The 21281-nt window shown below is 37.4% G+C and carries 11 protein-coding genes; 7 read left to right on the top strand and 4 right to left on the bottom strand.

Annotated elements, in window-relative coordinates:
• Positions 1-25 precede the first annotated feature (25 nt).
• The gene (locus DRF57_RS21835) at positions 26-2167 is read right to left on the bottom strand and encodes a S8 family peptidase (RefSeq protein WP_047494210.1); all 2142 of its coding nucleotides are present in this window, start codon (positions 2165-2167) and stop codon (positions 26-28) included.
• 568 nt (positions 2168-2735) lie between these two features.
• Between DRF57_RS21835 and dnaE the strand changes: the two genes are divergently transcribed.
• The 3 genes from dnaE (at position 2736) to DRF57_RS21820 (ending at position 13526) form a co-directional block, all read left to right on the top strand.
• Positions 2736-7403, top strand: coding sequence for a DNA polymerase III subunit alpha (dnaE, locus tag DRF57_RS21830; protein WP_115920842.1), 4668 nt, complete (start codon positions 2736-2738; stop codon positions 7401-7403).
• A 332-nt stretch (positions 7404-7735) separates the two neighbouring features.
• On the top strand, positions 7736-11428 hold the full coding sequence (locus tag DRF57_RS21825) for a fibronectin type III domain-containing protein (protein ID WP_115920840.1): 3693 nt from the start codon (positions 7736-7738) through the stop codon (positions 11426-11428).
• 136 nt (positions 11429-11564) lie between these two features.
• The gene (locus DRF57_RS21820; RefSeq protein ID WP_115920838.1) at positions 11565-13526 is read left to right on the top strand and encodes a T9SS type A sorting domain-containing protein; all 1962 of its coding nucleotides are present in this window, start codon (positions 11565-11567) and stop codon (positions 13524-13526) included.
• A 98-nt stretch (positions 13527-13624) separates the two neighbouring features.
• On the opposite strand, the gene DRF57_RS23760 is transcribed toward DRF57_RS21820, so the two are convergent.
• Complete coding sequence (locus DRF57_RS23760; RefSeq protein WP_156126115.1) at positions 13625-13783, bottom strand: hypothetical protein; 159 nt, start codon at positions 13781-13783, stop codon at positions 13625-13627.
• 43 nt (positions 13784-13826) lie between these two features.
• Complete coding sequence (locus DRF57_RS21815; RefSeq protein ID WP_047494200.1) at positions 13827-14654, bottom strand: ion transporter; 828 nt, start codon at positions 14652-14654, stop codon at positions 13827-13829.
• A gap of 189 nt (positions 14655-14843) precedes the next feature.
• On the opposite strand from DRF57_RS21815, the gene DRF57_RS21810 reads away from it, so the two are divergent.
• On the top strand, positions 14844-15941 hold the full coding sequence (locus DRF57_RS21810) for a Nif3-like dinuclear metal center hexameric protein (protein WP_047494196.1): 1098 nt from the start codon (positions 14844-14846) through the stop codon (positions 15939-15941).
• Positions 15942-15944: 3 nt separating this feature from the next.
• Positions 15945-16721: a zinc ribbon domain-containing protein gene (locus DRF57_RS21805; RefSeq protein WP_047494193.1), complete on the top strand. Its 777-nt coding sequence runs from the start codon at positions 15945-15947 to the stop codon at positions 16719-16721.
• A 779-nt stretch (positions 16722-17500) separates the two neighbouring features.
• Here DRF57_RS21805 and DRF57_RS21800 read toward each other — a convergent pair.
• Positions 17501-19279: an AMP-dependent synthetase/ligase gene (locus DRF57_RS21800; RefSeq protein ID WP_084086110.1), complete on the bottom strand. Its 1779-nt coding sequence runs from the start codon at positions 19277-19279 to the stop codon at positions 17501-17503.
• A gap of 242 nt (positions 19280-19521) precedes the next feature.
• On the opposite strand from DRF57_RS21800, the gene DRF57_RS21795 reads away from it, so the two are divergent.
• Together DRF57_RS21795 and DRF57_RS21790 are read left to right on the top strand one after the other, a co-directional pair.
• The gene (locus DRF57_RS21795) at positions 19522-20661 is read left to right on the top strand and encodes an acyl-CoA dehydrogenase (protein ID WP_047485691.1); all 1140 of its coding nucleotides are present in this window, start codon (positions 19522-19524) and stop codon (positions 20659-20661) included.
• 21 nt (positions 20662-20682) lie between these two features.
• A complete protein-coding gene (locus tag DRF57_RS21790) occupies positions 20683-21048 on the top strand; it encodes a hypothetical protein (RefSeq protein WP_047485689.1) in 366 nt (121 codons plus the stop codon).
• The last annotated feature ends 233 nt before the right edge of the window (positions 21049-21281 follow it).

Below are 21281 nucleotides of genomic sequence, written 5' to 3'. Positions count from 1 at the left end.
TGCAATAAAATTATGGTCTGATTGATTATTCCTTAATTACTTTTTTAGTTATAACCTCTTGATCGGTTTTTACTTCGACGATATAAATACCTTTTGTATAAGCTGATAAATCAACGGTTTCTTGATCGCTGTTGATGGTGCCGCTTTGTAATTTTTTGCCGGACAAATCATAAATAGTGAAAGTTGATTTTTTGGGGGCCTTTAAAATGTTTGTGAAATCTTTTGTAACAGTTGGAGCTATAGCAAGATTACTTAAGGCTGGTGCTTCATGGGTTCCCAGAACTGAAGTGTATCCTATTCCTGTGATGATAATTGAATAGTTTTGAGGAGTAGTAGCCCCTGTATTATTTACCAGAGTTCCTTTGTTGGTAATTTCAATTCGGTAATTTCTACCTGCTGTTGGAGTATCAATTACGACCTGTTCAACATTGTCTACTGTATTGTCACCTTTTAATGCTGTCATAGGATTGTTGTAATCAAGCCTCCACGGAAGGTAAGTAGTATTGTCTGTAGTATCAATGATTCTTAAATCCAAATCATTGACTAATTTTGAAGTTCTGTTATTGTACACATTACCCCATTGGCTTGTAAAGTTTGTAAACTCAGGATCTGTCCATGAAATTGTTACTTTTAACGGTTCACTTCCGGATGCTTTAACAGTCTTGGTATTAGTTACTTCAGTCGTTAATGTTTCATCGCTGAAAATTAGTGAGTTATTAGATTTTCCTACAAGAATTTCTGCTCCTTTTTTTGCGTTAATAAATCCCCAGCCAAAATGTGGATCGGGACCTGGATTACCTGCTTCTAAAGCAGAGTGAATCATTAGAGTTTTTGCAGAAGCAGCATTAAGCTCTGCATTGTTAAAGAGTTGTTTGTTGATTTGCGTCCAAAGACCTATAATGCCGGTTACTACAGGAGCGGAATAGGAAGTTCCATCACCTATTGTTAAACTTTGGGTACCTGTTGCGCCATTGGCTGTAGATGCACTGGCTACAGAAGTTCCTACAGCTGAGATATCAGGTTTTATACCACCGTCATCTCTTGGCCCTGCGCTACTGTAAGAAGAATGGATAACATCTGTTGAGGATGTATATCTTCCTCCGTTGGTTGTAATTCTATCAGTTGCTCCTACTATAATAATATTTTTAGCTAAAGATCCAATACCAATACAATCATACCCAAGCGAGCAATTTGATGCTGGTAAAGTATCAGTAGCGGCAAATTCTACCAAAGCTCCTGAAGAATTTGAGTAATATTTTTTATAAGTACTTGTGGCAGCGCTTGGTCCATCTCCATAGGAGTTGCCAGCAGATTTTACGATAATGTATGAAGGATTATTATAAACAATCTGATCATAATCCCTGTCATTGTTAAAATAAGTACCCTGAGCATCAAAAGAAGTGTTTGGACTGCCAAAAGCCCCATTCCAGATCCATGCTGTAGCGCCACTTACAGTTCCTCTACCCCATCCATAGTTGCCACCATAAGAATGATTGGATATTTTAGGCTGTGCTCTGATTATCTTTTGAAAAACAGTACTTGGGCTTGTGTCACCAGGTAATGTTGTTTGTAAGAAAGCATAGGCATCTATGGTTGAATTAGGTGCAATACCTTTAAAATTAACAGTTCTGGTACTCCCATCGTTAAGTGTAGCTGAATAAGGATAATTTCTGGCACCAATAAAACCGGCAACGGATGTAGCATGATCTCCATATATTACAGTGGTGGCTTCTTTATTGCTTATTCTGCCTGTAGCATTGTTGAAAAATACATGGCCGTCAAACACACGTCCAGGTGTGCCTGGAACGGAGCTTCCGTCAAAAATAGTGAATTTAATATTCTCTCCATTAAAAGAACCTGTTAACCCACTGATAGTACCACCCTGCAAGTAGTCAGAATTAGAATTCATAATCTGATCCTGATCATAAGCTTCATAAAAATAAGGTTTATCTTCAATAAAGCCTGCTAAACTGATTCTTTGCTTTTCAATTTCCTTTAAAACTTCCGGATTTCTGTCTTGTCCATAGCGCTTGGCTATGTAAGCGTCAAACTTTTTACTGTTTTCAATTCTCTGGTTTTCAAATTTTCTTCCCAGAGCTTCATTGTTGTTTTGTGCATTTGCTAAAGAAATAGCTAAAATGCTGATCGAAATAAAGATTTTCTTCATGACATTGATAATTTTTTAATTTTTGTGCTATGCGAATTTATCAATAAGTTATTTATTTTGCTTTTTATTTGATTGTTATTTTATTTTTTTTAATTTTTTTTTAATTTTTTGCCTTATTTTATTTGATTTAATTAATTAATTCATATTTGGTTTTTTGGTTTATTTTTTCATGAAAAGAAGATTGCTAAGCCCGGATATTTTTGTTTTTGAATTATTTTACTTTAAAAATTAATTGTAGAAGGAGATCTGTGAAAAGGGGGAGCTGACAACATATCTAAGGAGATAATCTCTACATTTTGTTCATTAAACTAAAAATACGGACTGATATCAGTCTCTAAAACCTTAGTAAGCCCACTTAAAATATTTTAAATAGATTTTTTTTGTGAATACCAATATTTATTGACTTGATTTATTTTAATTTGATTTAATTGCTGTTTGGTTTGTTTAATTCGTTATTATTTCAATATTTGTAAAATAGAAACGCTTATTTATATTATGGTCTTAAAACAGAATTAGAAAAAAATGAAGTAACTTTACATTCTCTTTTTTAAAAAAGTTAGAAAATTATATGTACTTAATTTTTGACACAGAAACAACCGGTTTACCAAAGAATTTTAATGCTCCGCTTTCAGACTCAGATAACTGGCCAAGAATGGTTCAGATTGCTTGGCAGGTTCATGATGATGATGGGAAATTAATTGAAAATCAGGATTATATCATAAAGCCAGAAGGCTATGATATCCCCTTTAATGCTGCCAGAATTCACGGGATTACTACAAAAATCGCCAATGAAGAAGGTCGTGATCTTCAGGAGATTCTCGAAGAGTTTTCAAAAGTTCTTGAAAGGGTAAGGGTAGTTTCCGGGCATAATGTTGAATTTGACTACAATATTGTAGGAGCAGAATTTTATAGAAAAAATTTAGAAGATAATTTACAGGAAAAACCGAGGGCTGATACCATGATCCTGGGAACAGACTTCTGTAAGCTTGGCGGAGGCCGTGGAGGTAGATACAAATCTCCGAAACTTGAAGAATTATACGAAAAACTTTACGGAAATAAATTCGATGAAGCGCATAATGCTGCTGCTGACGTAAATGCCACAGCTCAGGTATTCTTCGAAATGATGAGGATTGGTGTGGTTCCGGCTGAAATACTGAAAATATCAGAAGACCAGCTGGCTTATTTCAAAAGTCTTTATCCTGATCCTATCAAACCTTTTGGAATTGTTATCCGAAGACAGGTTGCTGACTTTAACAATAAGAAAAAGCAGCAGGATTTTGGAAGTATAGACGAAATTGATCTGGGTAAATATTTCAATTTTGATAACCATAGTGTGTTTTCTACTTTGACTGCCACTTCGAGTATCAATGACCTGATTAAAAAAGCCACTGATGAAAACTTCCCTGCCGTTGGAATGGTCGATTTGGGAAATATGATGGGAGCTTTCAAGTTTGTTTCCGCTGTGGAAGGTACTAATGGAGACAGAGCAAAAAAACATAAAGAATATCTGGCTAAAAAACAGGAAGCGGAAGAAAAAGGAGAGGAATTTAATGAGGAAGAACCTGTTTCAGAACCACTGATTCCTGTGGTGGGATGTGAGTTTTATATCTCAGAACGTTACGAACAGAAACAATTTACCAAAGATGATCCCGATAGAAGAACCCAGGTTGTTCTTCTGGCAAAAGACTTTAATGGATATAAAAACCTGGCCAAGCTTTCCAGTATTGGATTCCTGAAAGGGTTCTATTTTGGGGTTCCCAGGATAAGCCGAGAACTGATTGCTCAGTACAAGGAAGGTATTATTGCGCTGACATCAGGAATTCTTGGAGATATACCTGATGCCATTCTAAATACCGGGGAACAAAAAGGGGAAGAGCTTTTTAAATGGTGGAAAGAGACTTTCGAAGATGATTTTTATGTTCAGCTTCAAAATCATCAGCTTCCTGAGGAGGAACACCTGAATGAAGTTCTGCTGTACCTGGCAGACAAATATAATGTTAAGATTTTAGCTCAAAACCAAACTTTTTATACCAATAAAGATGATTCCAATATTCAGGATATCGTAAGCTGTATTAAAGATGGTGAAAAGCTTACAACCCCTGTGGGTAAAGGATTTGGAAAAAGAAGAGGATTGGCTACAGGAGAATATTACATCAAAAATTCTGATGAAATAAAAGAGGCCTTTCTCGCTTATCCGGATGCATTTGAAGCCTATGAGGAATTCTTTGCAAAATTTAAACCTTATACCCTCAAAAGAGATGTACTTCTTCCGAAATTTGATATTCCTGAAGAGTTTATTCATGCTGAAGATGATGTAGATGGAGGAAAAAGAGGGGAGATGGCATATCTTACTCACCTTACTTATGAAGGGGCTAAAAAGAGGTATGTGGATACGGGAATCACAGAGGAGATAAAAGAGCGTCTTGACTTTGAGCTGGAAGTAATTGCCAATACGGGGTATCCGGGATACTTCCTTATTGTTCAGGATTTCTGTAATGAAGCCCGTAAAATGGGAGTTTGGGTAGGCCCCGGAAGGGGATCTGCTGCCGGATCAGCGGTTGCCTATTGTATAGGAATTACCAATGTAGACCCTGTAAAATATGACCTCCTTTTTGAGAGATTCCTGAATCCTGAGAGGATTTCCATGCCCGATATTGATATTGACTTTGATGATGAAGGAAGGGACAGGATTATTAAGTGGGTAATTGATAAATATGGACAAAATCAGGTCGCTCAGATCATTACTTATTCCGTTCTTGGTGGAAAATCTGCTATTAAAGATGCCGGAAGGGTTTTGGATGTTCCGATTCCTGATACCAATAATATTGCGAAGCTTATTCCTTCTACACCAGGGATGAATATTGCAAAAGCATTAGCAAAATATGAAAAATTAAAACCGGAAGAACAGATGCTTGTTGATGAGATGAGGTATGTTCTTAACAGTCCTGATGATGCCCGGCATGGAGTACTGGCAAGTGCCAAGAAAATGGAAGGCTGTATCAGGAATACCGGTATTCATGCCTGTGGAGTAATTATTACGCCGGAGGATGTAAGTAACCTTGTTCCGGTAACCATTGCAGCGAAAGATGCTGATATTTTGGTGTCACAGTTTGATAACTCTGTGGCAGAAAGTGCGGGTCTTTTGAAAATGGACTTCCTGGGACTTAGAACACTGACGATCATTAAGGATGCTTTGAAGCTTGTAAAGGAAAGACACGGGATTGATATTGATCCTGATGAAATTCCCCTGGATGATACCAGAACCTATCAGCTGTTTAAAGAAGGGAGAACGGTCGGGATTTTCCAGTATGAAAGTCCCGGGATGCAAAAATACATGAGGGAGCTTAAGCCAACGGTTTTTGCCGATCTTATTGCCATGAATGCATTGTACCGTCCGGGGCCTATTAAATATATTCCAAACTTTATTAACAGAAAGCACGGAATTGAGGAAATCGTTTATGATTTACCGGAAACGGAAGAATATCTGAAAGAAACCTACGGGATTACGGTTTATCAGGAGCAGGTAATGCTTCTGTCTCAAAAATTGGCCAACTTTACCAAAGGTGAAGCTGATACATTGAGAAAGGCGATGGGTAAAAAGCAGATTGACGTTCTTAATAAGATGTATCCTAAATTCATTGAAGGAGGCCGAAAGAATAACCTGAATGAGGAGAGGCTGGAAAAGATATGGAATGACTGGAAAGCCTTTGCAGAATATGCCTTCAACAAATCTCACTCTACCTGTTATGCATTTATTGCGTATCAGACAGCTTTCCTGAAAGCCAATTACCCAGCCGAATATATGGCGAGTGTAATGAGTAATAACATTAACAATACGGATTCGATCACTATGTTTATGGAGGATTGTAAAAGTATGGGCGTTGATGTTTTAGGTCCGGATGTTAATGAATCGCAGTATAAATTCTCAGTAAACGAAAAAGGACAGATCCGTTTTGGACTTGGGGCTATTAAAGGAATTGGTGAAGGGCCTAGTGAGGGAATTACCAGAGAAAGAGAAAACGGTAGGTTTAAAAATATATATGATTTCTTTGAAAGGATATTGCCTTCTCAGATGAATAAAAGAGTTGCAGAAAGTTTAGTGCTGGCTGGAGCTTTTGATGAACTGGACTCCTTCCACCGAGGTCAGTATTTTGATATCGATATGGCTGGAAGAACCAATCTGGAAAGATTGATCAGATACGGACAAAGTTTTCAGGAGAGTAAAAATGAGATGGAACATTCCCTGTTTGCTGATTTTGCAGAAGAGGTCCAGATTGAACAGCCGAAGTTACTTCCTTGTCCGGAATGGCCCAATATGCATACCTTAAATAAGGAGAAAGAGATCATTGGATTCTATCTTTCTGCACATCCATTGGATGAATTCAAGTACCAGTTCCAGTTTATGCAGGGGCAGCTTTCCAAGAAGTCGGTGCTGGAAAAAGAGGAAGGAGAAAAGACCGGGACTGATGAAACACCTGTTTTAGAACAGGATTCACAGGATGAAACGGTTGACCTTACTGAAATTGTATCTGATGACGTAGTTGCAGGAGAAGAGGAAGTTATAGAAGAGGTAACCAAAAAAGCAGAGCCAAAAGGGACTTTTTCATTTCTCAATCTTGATGAGGTAGACGCTTACAAAGAGCAGGCTTTCGCAAATAAACAGGAAGAATTGTTTGAAGAGAAAAAGAAGGACTGGAAAACACTGCAGAAAGAGAGAGAAAACGGAGGCGGGGGGAAAGAATACACCGTAGCAGGTTTAATTACGGAATATAGAGTTCAGGACGGTTTCAGAAGTGGTGAGAAAGTAGCTTTTGTAACGCTTGAAGATTATTCCGGATCTTATTCTTTCAGGCTTGGAGACAGGGATTATATGAGGTTGAAAGAAAAGCTTGAAGTTCAGAGGTTTGTGATTTTTAAGATCAAATTTGCCCAGGTAAAAGATGGTCGGGTTTTCGTGAATGTGAATGATGTGATTGAGCTTCAGGAAGCATTTGAAAGATTTGCGAAAAGCATATCTCTGGTGATGGACGTAATGGACGTAAGACCTGAAGATCTTGATTTTTTCAGAACAGTTCTTGAAAGGAATAAGGGAAATCAGAAGCTAAAATTCTTTATTAAGAATATTGATGATGATTCTCATATAGAAGTCCAGTCTATGAAACATTCTGTAGACCTCAATGGGGATCTTATCAAAGAAATTCAACTGCTTAATAAGTATGAATTTTATCTAAATTAAAAGAAAATGGTAAATAAATATCTGTAAAAGCGGCTTTTTAGCCGCTTTTTTTATTGGGTTTTGGTGAATTTAGTGATTTTTTATCAAAAATTATTTTATGTTAAATAGAAGCTTGATTATTATATGGATTTATTATTCATATATGCAAGTTGCTGATAATCAGTTTTTTATAATTTATCATTGATTAATGAAAAAACGTTAAAATTAAATAATTGTTTAATTTTAATTAAAAATAATTAGTATTTGTTGATTTTTAAACATTGATTTAAATTAATTTATGATTTTTTATTGAATATTTATTTACATTTACCCTCTAATTTTATTTACTATATATGAAGAAACTTCTACTCACGTGCATGGCTGCTTTTTTTTATAGCGTATCTGCACAGGTAGGTCCTCCACAAACTGCGAATCCAAATACCAATAATGGCTACGGATTTGTTCAGAGTCTGGGTACCTACACTCCGTTATCCGCAGGTAAAACTGTCTGGCAGTCCGGGACTGCTTTGAATACCGATGCTGCTTCTGCAGCTATTACCTTGCCGGCTCCATTTAAATACAATGGTAAGACCTACACCAGTATTTACATCAGCAACAATGGGTATATTACCTTTGGAATTGCTCCCTCAGCCGGTAATACGAGTGTTCTGACAACCAACTCAGCTTTTGAAGGCGCGGTAGCCGGATTTACAGCTAATTTAAGAGCTGCCAATACCACTACTTCGGAGATTGCTTACGAAACAATCGGTTCTAAGTTGGTGATTCAGTTTACAGACCTTCAGAGTAATAGCGGTTCTGCTGCCCAAAAGTTAAATTTCCAGATCGTATTGGATACAACCGCTAATACCGTAGAGATTATGTATGGTGACTGCGCTTCCGGTACAGCGACCTTAAGTGGACAGGTAGGGTTAAAAGGAGGAGAAAGCTCTGATTTGAATAACAGAGTAGGGACGGACTGGACAAGCACCACTGCAGGGGCAGGATCTACAACTACATCCTGTACTTTAGGAACCACTAACGGAAATACGGTTCCGGCTTCTGGTCTTAGTTTTAAATATACTCCGGGAAACTGGATTGGAGCTCCGTCTTATGCTTCCATGCCTTATACTGAAACTTTTTCTGCCTGGGGTAATGGAAATTCTGTGGGAGACCTTCCTAATGTTTCAAACTGGAGGTCATGGCCTTCCAGAGGAGATAATTCATGGAGATCTACCGAGTTGACAGCTGCTAATGCTGGTTTTACAAGTGTATCGGGATGGACAGATGTCTCTGAGTCTACGGCCACACCTATTTCTCCTCCGGCAACGGCTCCTGCGGCAAGATTCCATTCTTACCATGTTTCTGCAGGTCTTTATGGATATATGGATCTATATATTGATTTATCTTCCGGAACAGGAGAGAGGGTTCTTTCTTTTGATTATGTGAATGTATCCGGTACAGATAATCTTAAAATACAGCTTTCAACCGATGGCGGGGCTACCTTTACAACGGTAGGTACTGCTTTCGGAACTTCTGCTACATGGTCCAGTAAAAATGTTGTTTTAGGCTCTAATAGCTCTACTGCAGTGATAAGATTCCTTGCAACGGGAGATTTTGGAAGTGATGATATATTCATAGACAATGTTAAAGTAAGTGCTATGAACTGTCTGATGCCGGCGACGGTTACTACCGGAACGACAACGGCTACCACTGTTCCTGTCAACTGGACGGTTACTACTGCCGCACCTACTTATGATATTTACTACAGTACATCAGGAACAGCACCTACTGCTGCATCTACGCCAACTTTTACCGGCGCTACGGGGACAACTCAAACGCTTACAGGACTTACACCATCCAGTACTTATTATGTGTGGGTAAGATCGAATTGTGGAACTGATCAGAGTATCTGGGTATATGGGGCTACATTTACGACCAAAACATTCTGTCCTTCGGTATCTGCTCCATCTTCATCAGCAACCGGAGTGGCTTTGAAGCCTACTTTTACGTGGACTGCCAATGTTGACGCTACCGGTTATAAATTATCTATCGGAACGACTGCAGGTGGAACGGATGTTTTAAGTGCTTTTGATGTAGGAAATGTTACTACGTATACATTACCAAATGAGTTGGCTTACAATACAAAATATTACTATACAATCAATTCTTATAATGCTACCCAAACTTCTACGGGTTGTACGGAAAGAAACTTCACTACTTTGTCAATTTGCCCTACGGTTTCTGCACCGGCATCTGCTGCTGCTGACGTTTCGTTATCACCTACCTTTACCTGGTCGGCTGTAACAGGAGTGAATGGATACAAATTGAGAATAGGAACTACTCCCGGAGGAACGGATGTTATGAATAATGTAGATGTAGGAAATGTAACGACCTATACCTTGCCTACAGTTCTTAATAATTCAACAACCTATTATTATTCGGTAGGTGCTTATACAGCTACACAAAGTTCAACGAACTGTACAGAAAGAAATTTTTCGACTGTTTGTGGTACTGTAACCTCTTTCTCTGAAAATTTTGATGGTGTGACAGCAGGAAACTGGCCTGCATGCTGGGGAAAGGTAGGAACGACAGGAAGTGCCAATACTCAGGCCGGTTCAATAGGAAGTGCTCCAAATGTTCTCTATATCTATTCTTCCAGTACCAGTGCCAGTAATATTGCAGTAGTTAAAATGAGACCAGTAAGCACTTTAGATACAGGTCTTTATAGATTGAGATTCAAAGCGAGATCAAACTCTACTTTAGGAGGGAAAGTTGAAGTGGGATATTTAACAGACCCTACAGCGGCATCTTCTTTTGTAAGTCTTGGGATTTTTACAACGACCAGTACCACTGTTGCAGATAATTTTATAGTGAATAGTATTACTGCTCCGGCAGGAACTACAACACTTGCTTTCAGGCACACAGGAAGCCCTGCCAATAGTGTTCTTATCGATGATGTAAACTACGAGCTGACTCCTGCATGTGCAGATCCTGCAGCATTAGTGGCATCTGCTGTTCTTGCTCAAAGTGCTGATGTTTCATGGACTGCTCCTGCAACTGCTCCGGGCAGTGGATATGAAATTTATTATTCTACATCCAATGCAACTCCTACTGTAGCAACTCCGGCAACGATAACTAATATCACAGCTACCAACAGAACTTTATCAGGTCTTGCAGCGAGTTCAACATATTATGTTTGGGTAAGATCTAACTGTAATGGTACAGATAAAGGAGCATGGGTAGGTGCGGTAACATTTACTACGGCTTGCCTTGCTATTGTTCCGGCTTATACCAATGATTTTTCAACATTCCCGGGAATGTGTTGGTCACAAGCATCCGGAGGATCGCCTTCTACAGGATCTACAGGATCTACTGCATTGTGGATTGCTGACGGATTCCTTAATTCCGGAACTACTGGGGCTGCCAAAATGAATATTTACAGCGCTAACAGAATTGGATGGCTTAAGACTGCAGCATTCGACCTTTCTGCTGGAGGGTATAAAGTTGAATTTGATTACGCAGTGACAGATTTTGCTGATACTATTTCATCTGCTATGGGAAGTGATGATACAATGCAGTTTGTCGTTTCCACAGATGGTGGAACTACATGGACAGTGTTGAATACATGGACAGCAGCCAATGGGCCTTCCAATGCATTAAATACTTATTCTTTGGATCTTACAGGATATACCAATCCTAATACAATCTTTGCATTTTACGGTTCTTCGGGTACCACAGATGATGCTGAAGACTATGACTTCTTTATAGATAATTTTAAAGTGACAGCTGCACAGTTGGCCACTTCTGAGACTAAGGTAAAAGAAGGACTTAAAGTATATCCTAATCCGTTTACTGATGTTATTAACATTTCGGATGTATCTCAGGTGAAATCTGTTTCAATCATTGATTTGGCAGGAAGGGTAGTGAAGACTGTAGAATCTCCTTCTTCTGTACTTCAATTGGGAGATTTAAACCACGGAATGTATCTGACTGTATTATATATGAAAGACGGATCTAAACAGATCTTTAAAGTCATAAAAAAGTAAAATTCATTAATTTTTAATAATTACAAAGCAGCAACTCTAGAGTTGCTGCTTTTTTTAATATTTTTTTAATTTTTTTAAACGTTGTGTTAAAATTATTATTAATTTGGTAATCAAGTTAACACTAAATTAAAGAAATATGAAGAAAATATTACTTTTATGCCTGTTTACAATAAGCATGGTATTAAATGCTCAAATCAACCTTGGAGAAGGGAGCACTGAAACCGGGAACGCCCCGATCAATCCTTATTATGGATATTCGTATATTCAGCAGATCTTTACCAAACAGGAAATTAATGCTAATGCGGCGGGAAATATCACCGGCGTTAAATTTTATCTGGATGCTTCAGCGTCTATTGATAATTCATCTGACTGGGTTGTTTATCTGGGACATACAGCCAAAACAAATTTTACATCTGATGATGACTGGATCCCTGTAGCCCAGCTGACACAGGTATATGCGGGAACTGTTACGAATGCTAATGGAGTAATAGAAATAACTTTTGCTACCCCATTTCCCTATAACAACACGCAGAATTTAGTTATTGCAGCAGAAGAAAATTCCCAAGACTATGATGATGATGACATATTCTCTGTATTTAAGTATGGTTCGGTAACAGACCGTGCCCTTTCTTACAGCAGTGATTCTACAAATCCTGACCCAGCAAGCCCTCCAACAGGTGATTTGTTGGAATATAGATCTGTGGTGAGTCTTATGGGGCTTACGATTAATCCTATTCCTGCTTGTCCTATGGTTGGATATCCGGGAAATAATTCAACATTTATACCGGTGTCACCGGATATTACGTGGAATGCCCCTCAGGGAGCTACGGGGTATAAGATTTCTATAGGGACAACACCTGGAGGAACTGATATTGTTAATCAGCAGTCTGTAACGACCAATAATTTTACACCTACCTCTCCACTGGCTATTGATACCGATTATTATCTTAAAGTAACAGCAGTAGGTGCTGGAGGCGAGTCTGTAGGATGCTCTGTCATTAAATTCAGAACTGCTCCGGCTGCTCCGGCTAATGATGACTGTACTGATGCTGTAGTACTTACAGTAAATCCGGATATGAACTGTGGCAGTGTAGCATCAGGATATACCCTGGGTGCTAGTGACTCAGGATTATTGACTGATCCGTGCTACGGCGATGCAGATGATGATGTTTGGTTTAAATTTACCGCAACAGGCACCAGTCATGTAGTTACGCTCAGCAATGTGGTTTCTATTGGAAGTGATTTTAATGATGAGGCTTATTACCAGGTTTTTAGCGGAGATTGTGCAAATCTTGTAAGTACCGTGTGCGGATATGGTGGAATGGAAATTCTTACCGGTCTTACAGCAGGAAATACCTATTATATAAGAGTATACAGCTATGGCGGAGCTGGAGAAGCTCAGAGCTTTAATTTATGTGTAGGAACTATACCTCCACCACCGGCCAATGATGAATGTTCAGGTGCTTTAACTGCCGCTGCATTCCCATATACCTATACACAGTCTGATGCTGCAGGGGCTACTAATAATGGGGCCTACCTTGAAATGTGTACTAATGGGATGAATGACGGGACGTGGTTTACTTTCACAGGAGATGGAAGTACTTTCGATATCACTGTAACCACTCCTGCAGATAGTTATTTTGACTCTCAAATCGGTGTATTTAGCGGCGCATGTGGCAGCTTGACCTGTGTGGACACTATAGATGGGAATGGATCCGGAGAAACAGAAACAATTTCTATCCCAACGGTTGCCGGAACGGTCTATTATGTGAATGTAGGGAATTACAGTACATGGTCTGATGATTTGGAAGGAACATTTACCATCTCTATTAACAAAGAAAATCTGGCAACTTCAGAAACTTCTAAAGCTAAAAATACGGTTCAGGCATATCCGAATCCATTTACGGAAGTACTGAATATTTCAAAGATTGATCAGGTAAAATCAATCTCTGTTTCTGATATTTCAGGAAGATTAATGAAAAGTATTGATCAACCGGCTTCTGTTCTTCAGTTAGGAGATCTGAAATCAGGAATTTATTTAGTAACTCTGAATATGAAAGACGGATCCAAGCAAACCATTAAAGCGATTAAAAAATAAAACAATAGGCTTTAATTTCTTACTATAAAAAAGGAAGAGTGAAATATTTCACTCTTCCTTTTTTATGTCTATATCGTGTATTTATAAGTTATTACTCATTATTTATTGGGTACGGGTTGTATATCTCCAGTATTCATCATCTCAAAAACTGTTGGAAAGAACATGACAAGAATAAAGTAGATGATAATCATTAGTACAACTAATGCAAAAAGGATAATGACTAAGCTATTGGGCTTGTTTTTCTTTTGTGGTTCCATGATTTTGTGGTATTTGGTTGATAAATTAAATGAATACTAAATATTAAGCTAATTTCTTGCCACATTGTTTGCAGTATCTGGCATCATCATCAATATCTTCGTTACCACACTGTTCACATACTTTTTCCAGGTTCTGTCTTTTATTCCGCATTTCTGCGGTTACAATTCCGGTAGGAACAGCAATAATAGAGTAACCGGCCAGCATCAGAACAACCGCAAAAAACTTCCCTAAAGGCGTAATAGGAGAGACATCTCCATATCCTACGGTAGTTACAGTAACTACAGCCCAGTAAATAGATTGTGGAATAGTTTCAAATCCCGGTCTTCCTCCTTCCACCATAAACATCAGGGAACCAACGATTACCGAAAAAATAATTAAGAATAAAAGGAAAATGTAAATCTTTCTGGAACTGTTTTTTAAGGCCCTGACAATCACGGAACCGTCATTCATGAAGTCCATAAGATTGAAAACCCTAAAAACTCTGAGCATTCTCAGCATTCTGAAAATCAGGAAATACTTCGTTACCGGAAAGAAAAAACTTAAGTAAAAAGGAACCAGTGCAAAAAAATCAATAACTCCAAAAAAACTGAAAATATAATGTTTCTTATTTTTTACCACGGCAATCCGCATGGAATATTCAATGGAAAAGAAAATAGAGATAATCCACTCCAGAATTAGAAATGTATAATGAAATCTTTTGTCCAGCTGGGGTACACTTTCCATCATAATGATAGCAGTACTGACAAGAATTAAGGATAATAATATAATATCGAAAAGTTTTCCGAGCTTAGTGTCGGAGCGGTAGATGATCCTGTAAAGATATCTTTTCCAGAGTGTATCTTCCGGAACAAGATTGTGTTCTCTTTCCATTTAAATTGGGTTATTTCACAGTGAAGATAATCATTTTCATGAAGTATAGCGTAAAGATAGGTCTGTTAAAAGGAAATTCCCAATATTACCTATGTCATTATGATATATCAATAGTTTTTTATTGAAGTAGAAATTTTTTCGGAATCCTTGTAAAATTAATATCTTCGCTGTAACTGTAAAAATAGACTAATGAAGCTAAGAGCTGTAATTTCAAAGATTGAAGAGGAAATAAGTATCAGACAGGCAGAGGATTTTGATAACGTGGGATTGCTGTGTGGTGTTCCGGATCGTGATGTAAGCGGAATTCTGGTATGCCATGATGCATTGGAAAATGTAGTAGAAGAGGCAATTCTGAAAAACTGTAATCTGATTGTCTGTTTTCATCCGATCATATTTTCCGGGCTAAAATCCATAACTGGGAAAAACTATGTTGAAAGAGCTGTTTTAAAGGCTATTGAAAATAAGATTGCGATTTATGCTATTCATACGGCATTTGATAATGATTTCTTTGGGGTCAACCACGGAATATGCAGTCAGCTGGGATTAAAGAACATGAAAATTCTTCAGCCTAAAGAAAATAATTTGAAGCAGCTGACGGTTTTTGTACCTAAAGACTATTCTGAAAAAGTAAGAGAGGCTATGTTTTCAGCAGGAGCGGGCAATATAGGTTTTTACGATGAATGCAGTTTTACCGTCAATGGGAATGGAACATTTAAGCCGGTAGAAGGCTCCAACCCATTCTCCGGAGAGAAAAATATTCGTGAAAATGCTGATGAGGATATGATTTCCGTAATTTTTGAATCTTATAAGCAAGGGCAGATCGTTGGTGCAATGAAGACCGCGCATCCATACGAAGAAGTGGCTTATCAGGTTTATACTCTGGATAATAAAAATCAACATGCCGGATTGGGAATGTATGGTGAGCTGGAGGATGAAATGGATGAAAAGGATTTTCTGCAGTTTGTAAAAGAAAAATTCAGTCTTGAAGTGATAAAACACTCTGCTTTTAATCATAAAAAAATAAAAAAAGTAGGGGTTCTCGGAGGATCCGGAGCCAGTGGAATCAGAGCTGCAATTTCCAAAAAATGTGATGTTTACCTCACCGGAGATATTAAATATCACGATTATTTTTTAGCGGAGTCCAAAATGCTGATCTGTGATATAGGTCATTATGAATCAGAACAATTTGTAAGTCAACAATTATTTGAAATTTTATCACAAAAATTTAGTACATTTGCAATTTCAAAATCTATTGAAAAAACAAACCCAGTAAATTATTTCATTTAACATATGGCAAAAACCAACGATATTTCAGTTGAAGAAAAATTAAGAGCTTTATACGATTTACAGATCATTGATTCAAGATTGGATGAAATCCGAAATACTAGAGGAGAATTGCCAATTGAAGTTGAAGATCTTGAAATCGAGATTGAAGGTCTTGAGAAAAGAGCTGAAAAATTTCATGCAGACATCAAAGAACAGGATGATCAGATTAAAACCAAGCATGAAGTTATTAACCATGCAAAGGCTTTAATTGAGAAATATAAATCTCAGCAGGATAATGTAAGAAACAACAAAGAGTTTGAAGCATTAGGAAAAGAAATGGAATTCCAGGATCTGGAAATTCAGCTTGCTGATAAGAGAATTAAAGAATTCGGGGTTAAAATTGCTCACAAAAACGAAACTTTAAGCGAATTGAACGCAAAGATCGATGATTTAAAAAACCACTTGAAATTCAAGAAAGAAGAATTAAACGATCTTGTGTCTGAAACTCAAAAGGAAGAAGAATATCTGTTAGAGCAATCTAAAGAATTCGCAGGTAAAATTGATGAAAGATTATTGGCTTCTTACAACAGAATCAGAACAAACTCTATCAACGGTCTTGCAGTAGTAGGATTAGAAAGAGGTGCTCCAAAAGGATCTTTCTTCACTATTCCTCCTCAAAAGCAAATGGAAATTGCTCAGAGAAAGAAAATTATTATTGACGAACACTCTGGAAAAATTCTTGTAGACGATGAGTTGGTAATGGAAGAAAACGAAAAAATGAAGTCTGTAATTAAATTCTAATTATTGATTTTAAATAATACAAAAGCTGTTTCAGAAATGAGACAGCTTTTTTTATAGTCTTTTTTGAAATAGGTGTTGTTTTGGGAGATGGGTGTAAACACTAATGGCGCAAATGTTTTCACAAATAGCACTAATGCTTTTTAGATAAAACTTCGTCGCTGTTTATGAAAGTGCTGGTTTAGATTCCTTCGGAATGACAAACAGGGCGTTGAGTAGTTAGGAATATCTGATAATCGGAGAGGCTAGAAGGGGGAAGTATTCAATAGGAATGGTCCTGGTCTGTTTTATTTTAAAAATATATGGTGGCTGTTAAACACTAATGGCACAAATGTTTTCACAAATAGCACTAATGCTTTTTAGATAAAACTTCGTCGCTGTTTATGAAAGTGCTGGTTTAGATTTCTTCGGAATGACAAAACAGGACGTTGAGTGGTTGGGAATATCTGATAATCGGATAGGCTAGAAGGGGAAAGTATTCAATAGGAATGGTCCTGGTCTGTTTTATATTTAAAAATATATGGTGGTTACTCAACACTAATGGCACCAATGTTTTCACAAATAACACCAATGCTCTTTGCTGTTTATGAAAATGCTGGTTTAGATTCCTTCGGAATGACAAAACAGGACGCCGAATAGTTTGAAATAGTAAAATATTCAATAGAAACGGGCTTTAGCCGTTTTACTTTAAGATCCATATTCCAATGGCTTTAGCCTAAACATTAAACATCATGCTCTTTTTTAAGCATAAAAAAACCGCTCCAAAGAAGCGGTTAATGTTTTTATTCATGATGATCATACATCTTATTGTACAGGGCGATAAATTTCTCTTTTACGGCCTTTCTTTTTAGCTTTAAGGTTGGGGTAAGCAATCCGCTTTCAATACTCCATACTTCAGGGGTCAGTTCAATCTTTTTGATCTTCTCCCAGTTTCCAAGGTGCTCATTAATACCCTCAATTTCTTTTTCTATTCTTTGTTTTAATTCTGTGCTTTTAGCAATTTCTTCAGGGGTAGAGCCGATATTTAAATTATTTCGCATGGCCCAGCTTTTTGCAAATTCAAAATCAGGCTGTACCAATGCACATGGCATTTTTTCACCATCACCCACAACCATGATCTGTTCAATGAATTTAGATGCTTTCGCCAAATTTTCAATAGTTTGAGGTGCAATATATTTTCCACCGGAAGTTTTGAACATTTCTTTTTTACGGTCTGTAATCTGTAAAAATCCATCACTGTCAATATGCCCGATATCTCCGGTCTTGAAAAATCCATCTTCAGTAAAGGCCTCTTTGGTCATTTCTTCATTTTTGAAATAGGCTTTGAATATAGAAGGTCCTTTTACTGTGATTTCACCATCTTCCTGGATTTTTACCTTTAAATTATCTAATGGCACTCCTACGGTTCCCACTTTCATTTTTTCAAAGCTGTTCACAGAAATTACAGGAGATGTTTCCGTTAAGCCATATCCTTCTAAAATAGGAATTCCTGCATTTTGGAACATGAGGTTTAATCTTGTAGACAAAGCTGCAGATCCGGAAACTAAAGTGATAATTTCACCGCCTAAACCTTCTCTCCATTTAGAAAATACCAGTTTGTCTGCGATGATTTCCTGTATTCCGGACGGTTTTGAAATTTCCTTCTTTTTAGTAATTAAATTCAATGCCCAGAAGAATATTTTTGATTTCAATCCTCCTGCGGAAGAACCGGTATTGTAAATCTTATCATATACCTTTTCTACCAGTCTTGGAACCACCGTCATATAATGAGGTTTCACTTCTTTTACATTTTCTCCCATTTTGTCAATACTTTCGGCGAAATAAAGTGAAAATCCGTTATATTGGTAAAGGTAAAAGAGCATTCTCTCAAAAATATGACAGATAGGAAGGAAGCTTAACGCTCTTGTTTCCTTGTAGTCCAGGCTTCTTTTCTTGGGAATTCTTGGAATAGATCCCAGAACATTGGAAACAATGTTATTATGGGTCAGCATCACTCCTTTAGGTCTGCCGGTAGTACCGGAAGTGTAGATAATCGTTGCCAGGTCTTCCGTATTGATGGCATTGGACAGATCTTCCACTTCAATTTGTGTAGATTCATCCTTACCAAGATCCAGAATTTCTTTCCAGTTGGCAGCACCGCTTATATTGTCGAAAGTAAAGATTCCCTGTAGACTGGGAATATTGTGTTTTACTTTCATTACTTTATTGAACAGTTCTTTGTCAGAAACAAAACAATACTGTATTTCTGCATTATTGAAGATAAATTCATAATCTTCAGGAGAAATGCTAGGATAAACCGGTACCGAAACAACACCGATCTGAGACATTCCGAAATCCATGATAGCCCACTCCGTACGGGAATTGGTAGTGATCAATGCAATCTTATCTCCTGGTTTTATTCCCAGCTTCAGTAATCCTCTGGATATCTTATTTCCCTCATTAATAAACTCTTGTGTAGAAGTTTTTTTCCATTCACCATGGTATTTAGTGACAAACATATCCGTTTTAGGATATTTTTCCAAAGCGTAGTGAGGAATATCGAATAATCTCTTTATCGTCATGATTTTTTAAGTAATTTATAAAGAAATCTAAATATAAGCATTTTTTTTAATTTTAGAAGTTTGAATGAAATAATTGAATGTTTACCATAATATATTGATTATTGAAGGCGTTTTTCTAACGATAGGCCTCGTTGAAATATACTTTTTTTAACTAACTTCTAATCACTCTATTCTAACTTCTAATTTATATTTCCAGATTTGCTTAAAAAGTGTAAATTTACGGCTATCTAATTATTTTTTTTATGAACTTTAATTTATCAGAAGAACAGTTGATGATTCAGCAGGCAGCAAGAGATTTTGCACAAAATGAATTATTACCTGGAGTTATTGAAAGAGACCGTGACCAGAAATTCCCTGCAGAACAGGTTAAGAAAATGGGTGAGATGGGTCTTTTAGGAATGATGGTTGATCCACAGTACGGAGGGGCAGGTATGGATAGCGTTTCTTACGTTTTGGCAATGGAAGAAATTGCAAAAATTGATGCTTCTGCTGCCGTTGTAATGTCTGTAAACAATTCATTGGTGTGTGCCGGTCTTGAAAAGTTTGCTTCTGAAGAACAAAAAGTAAAATACCTTACTCCTCTGGCAAGTGGAAAGGTAATCGGGGCATTTGCATTATCTGAGCCTGAAGCAGGTTCTGATGCAACTTCTCAGAAAACAACAGCAGAAGATAAAGGAGATTATTATCTTTTAAATGGTATTAAAAACTGGATCACAAACGGTGGAACAGCTTCTTATTATATCGTAATTGCTCAAACAGATCCTGAGAAAAAACATAAAGGAATCAATGCTTTCATCGTAGAAAGAGGATGGGAAGGTTTTGAAATCGGATTAAAAGAAGACAAATTAGGAATCAGAGGAAGTGATACTCACTCTTTGATCTTTAACAATGTAAAGGTACCGAAAGAAAACAGAATCGGTGAAGACGGATTCGGATTCAACTTTGCTATGGCAGTATTGAATGGAGGAAGAATCGGTATTGCTTCTCAGGCATTAGGTATTGCTTCGGGAGCTTATGAATTAGCTTTGAAATATGCTAAAACAAGAAAAGCTTTCAAAACCGAAATCATCAACCACCAGGCAATTGCTTTCAAATTAGCTGATATGGCTACTCAGATTACAGCAGCAAGAATGCTATGCTTCAAGGCAGCATGTGAGAAGGATGAAGGAAAAGATATCTCTGAAAGCGGAGCTATGGCAAAATTATATGCTTCTCAGGTAGCAATGGATACTACCATTGAAGCAGTACAGATTCACGGTGGATACGGATACGTAAAAGAATACCACGTAGAAAGATTAATGAGAGATGCAAAAATCACTCAGATCTATGAGGGAACTTCTGAAATCCAGAAAATCGTGATCTCAAGAAGTATCGCAAAATAACTATTTTAAAACACACATTCTATGAAAAAATCTTTGTGGATCACCCTCGGTGTCGTACTGCTATTGTTAGGAGTATTTGTATGGTATAAGTACTTCTTCGTTTTTGGAGAAGGTGTGAAATCCGGATACCTGAATTATGCCATGAAAAAAGGCTATGTCTTCAAAACGTATGAAGGTAAACTGATTCAGGAAGGATTTGGAAAAGGTAAAGCGGGAGGTATTACAAGCTATGAGTTTGAATTTTCTGTGGATGACCCTGAAGTTTTCAAACAGCTGGAAACCAATAGCGGTAAAACCTTTGATCTCCATTACAAAGAATACAATGGGGCACTTCCCTGGAGAGGAAACACAAAGTTTGTCGTAGATAAAGTAGTGAATATGAAATAACAGGAAGGCTTCCAATTTGGAGGCCTTTTTATTTTTTAGGAGCTGTTTCCCGCTATCCACTCATACTCCTCGCGCCAGCTCTCCGGCTGATACTTGCTGCGGGGTAACCGTTGCTATCGGGGCTATTTTATGAGTAATGTATAATGTATAATGTATAATGTATAATGTATAATGTATAATGTATAATGTATAATGTATAATGTATAATGTATAATGTATAATGTATAATGTAT

The sequence above is a fragment of the Chryseobacterium rhizosphaerae genome, from assembly GCF_003385455.1.
In the GTDB taxonomy this organism is placed as follows: Bacteria; Bacteroidota; Bacteroidia; order Flavobacteriales; family Weeksellaceae; genus Chryseobacterium; species Chryseobacterium rhizosphaerae.
The sequence above is the reverse complement of the archived record's forward strand: the minus strand, read 5'-3'. Positions and strand labels throughout refer to the sequence as shown.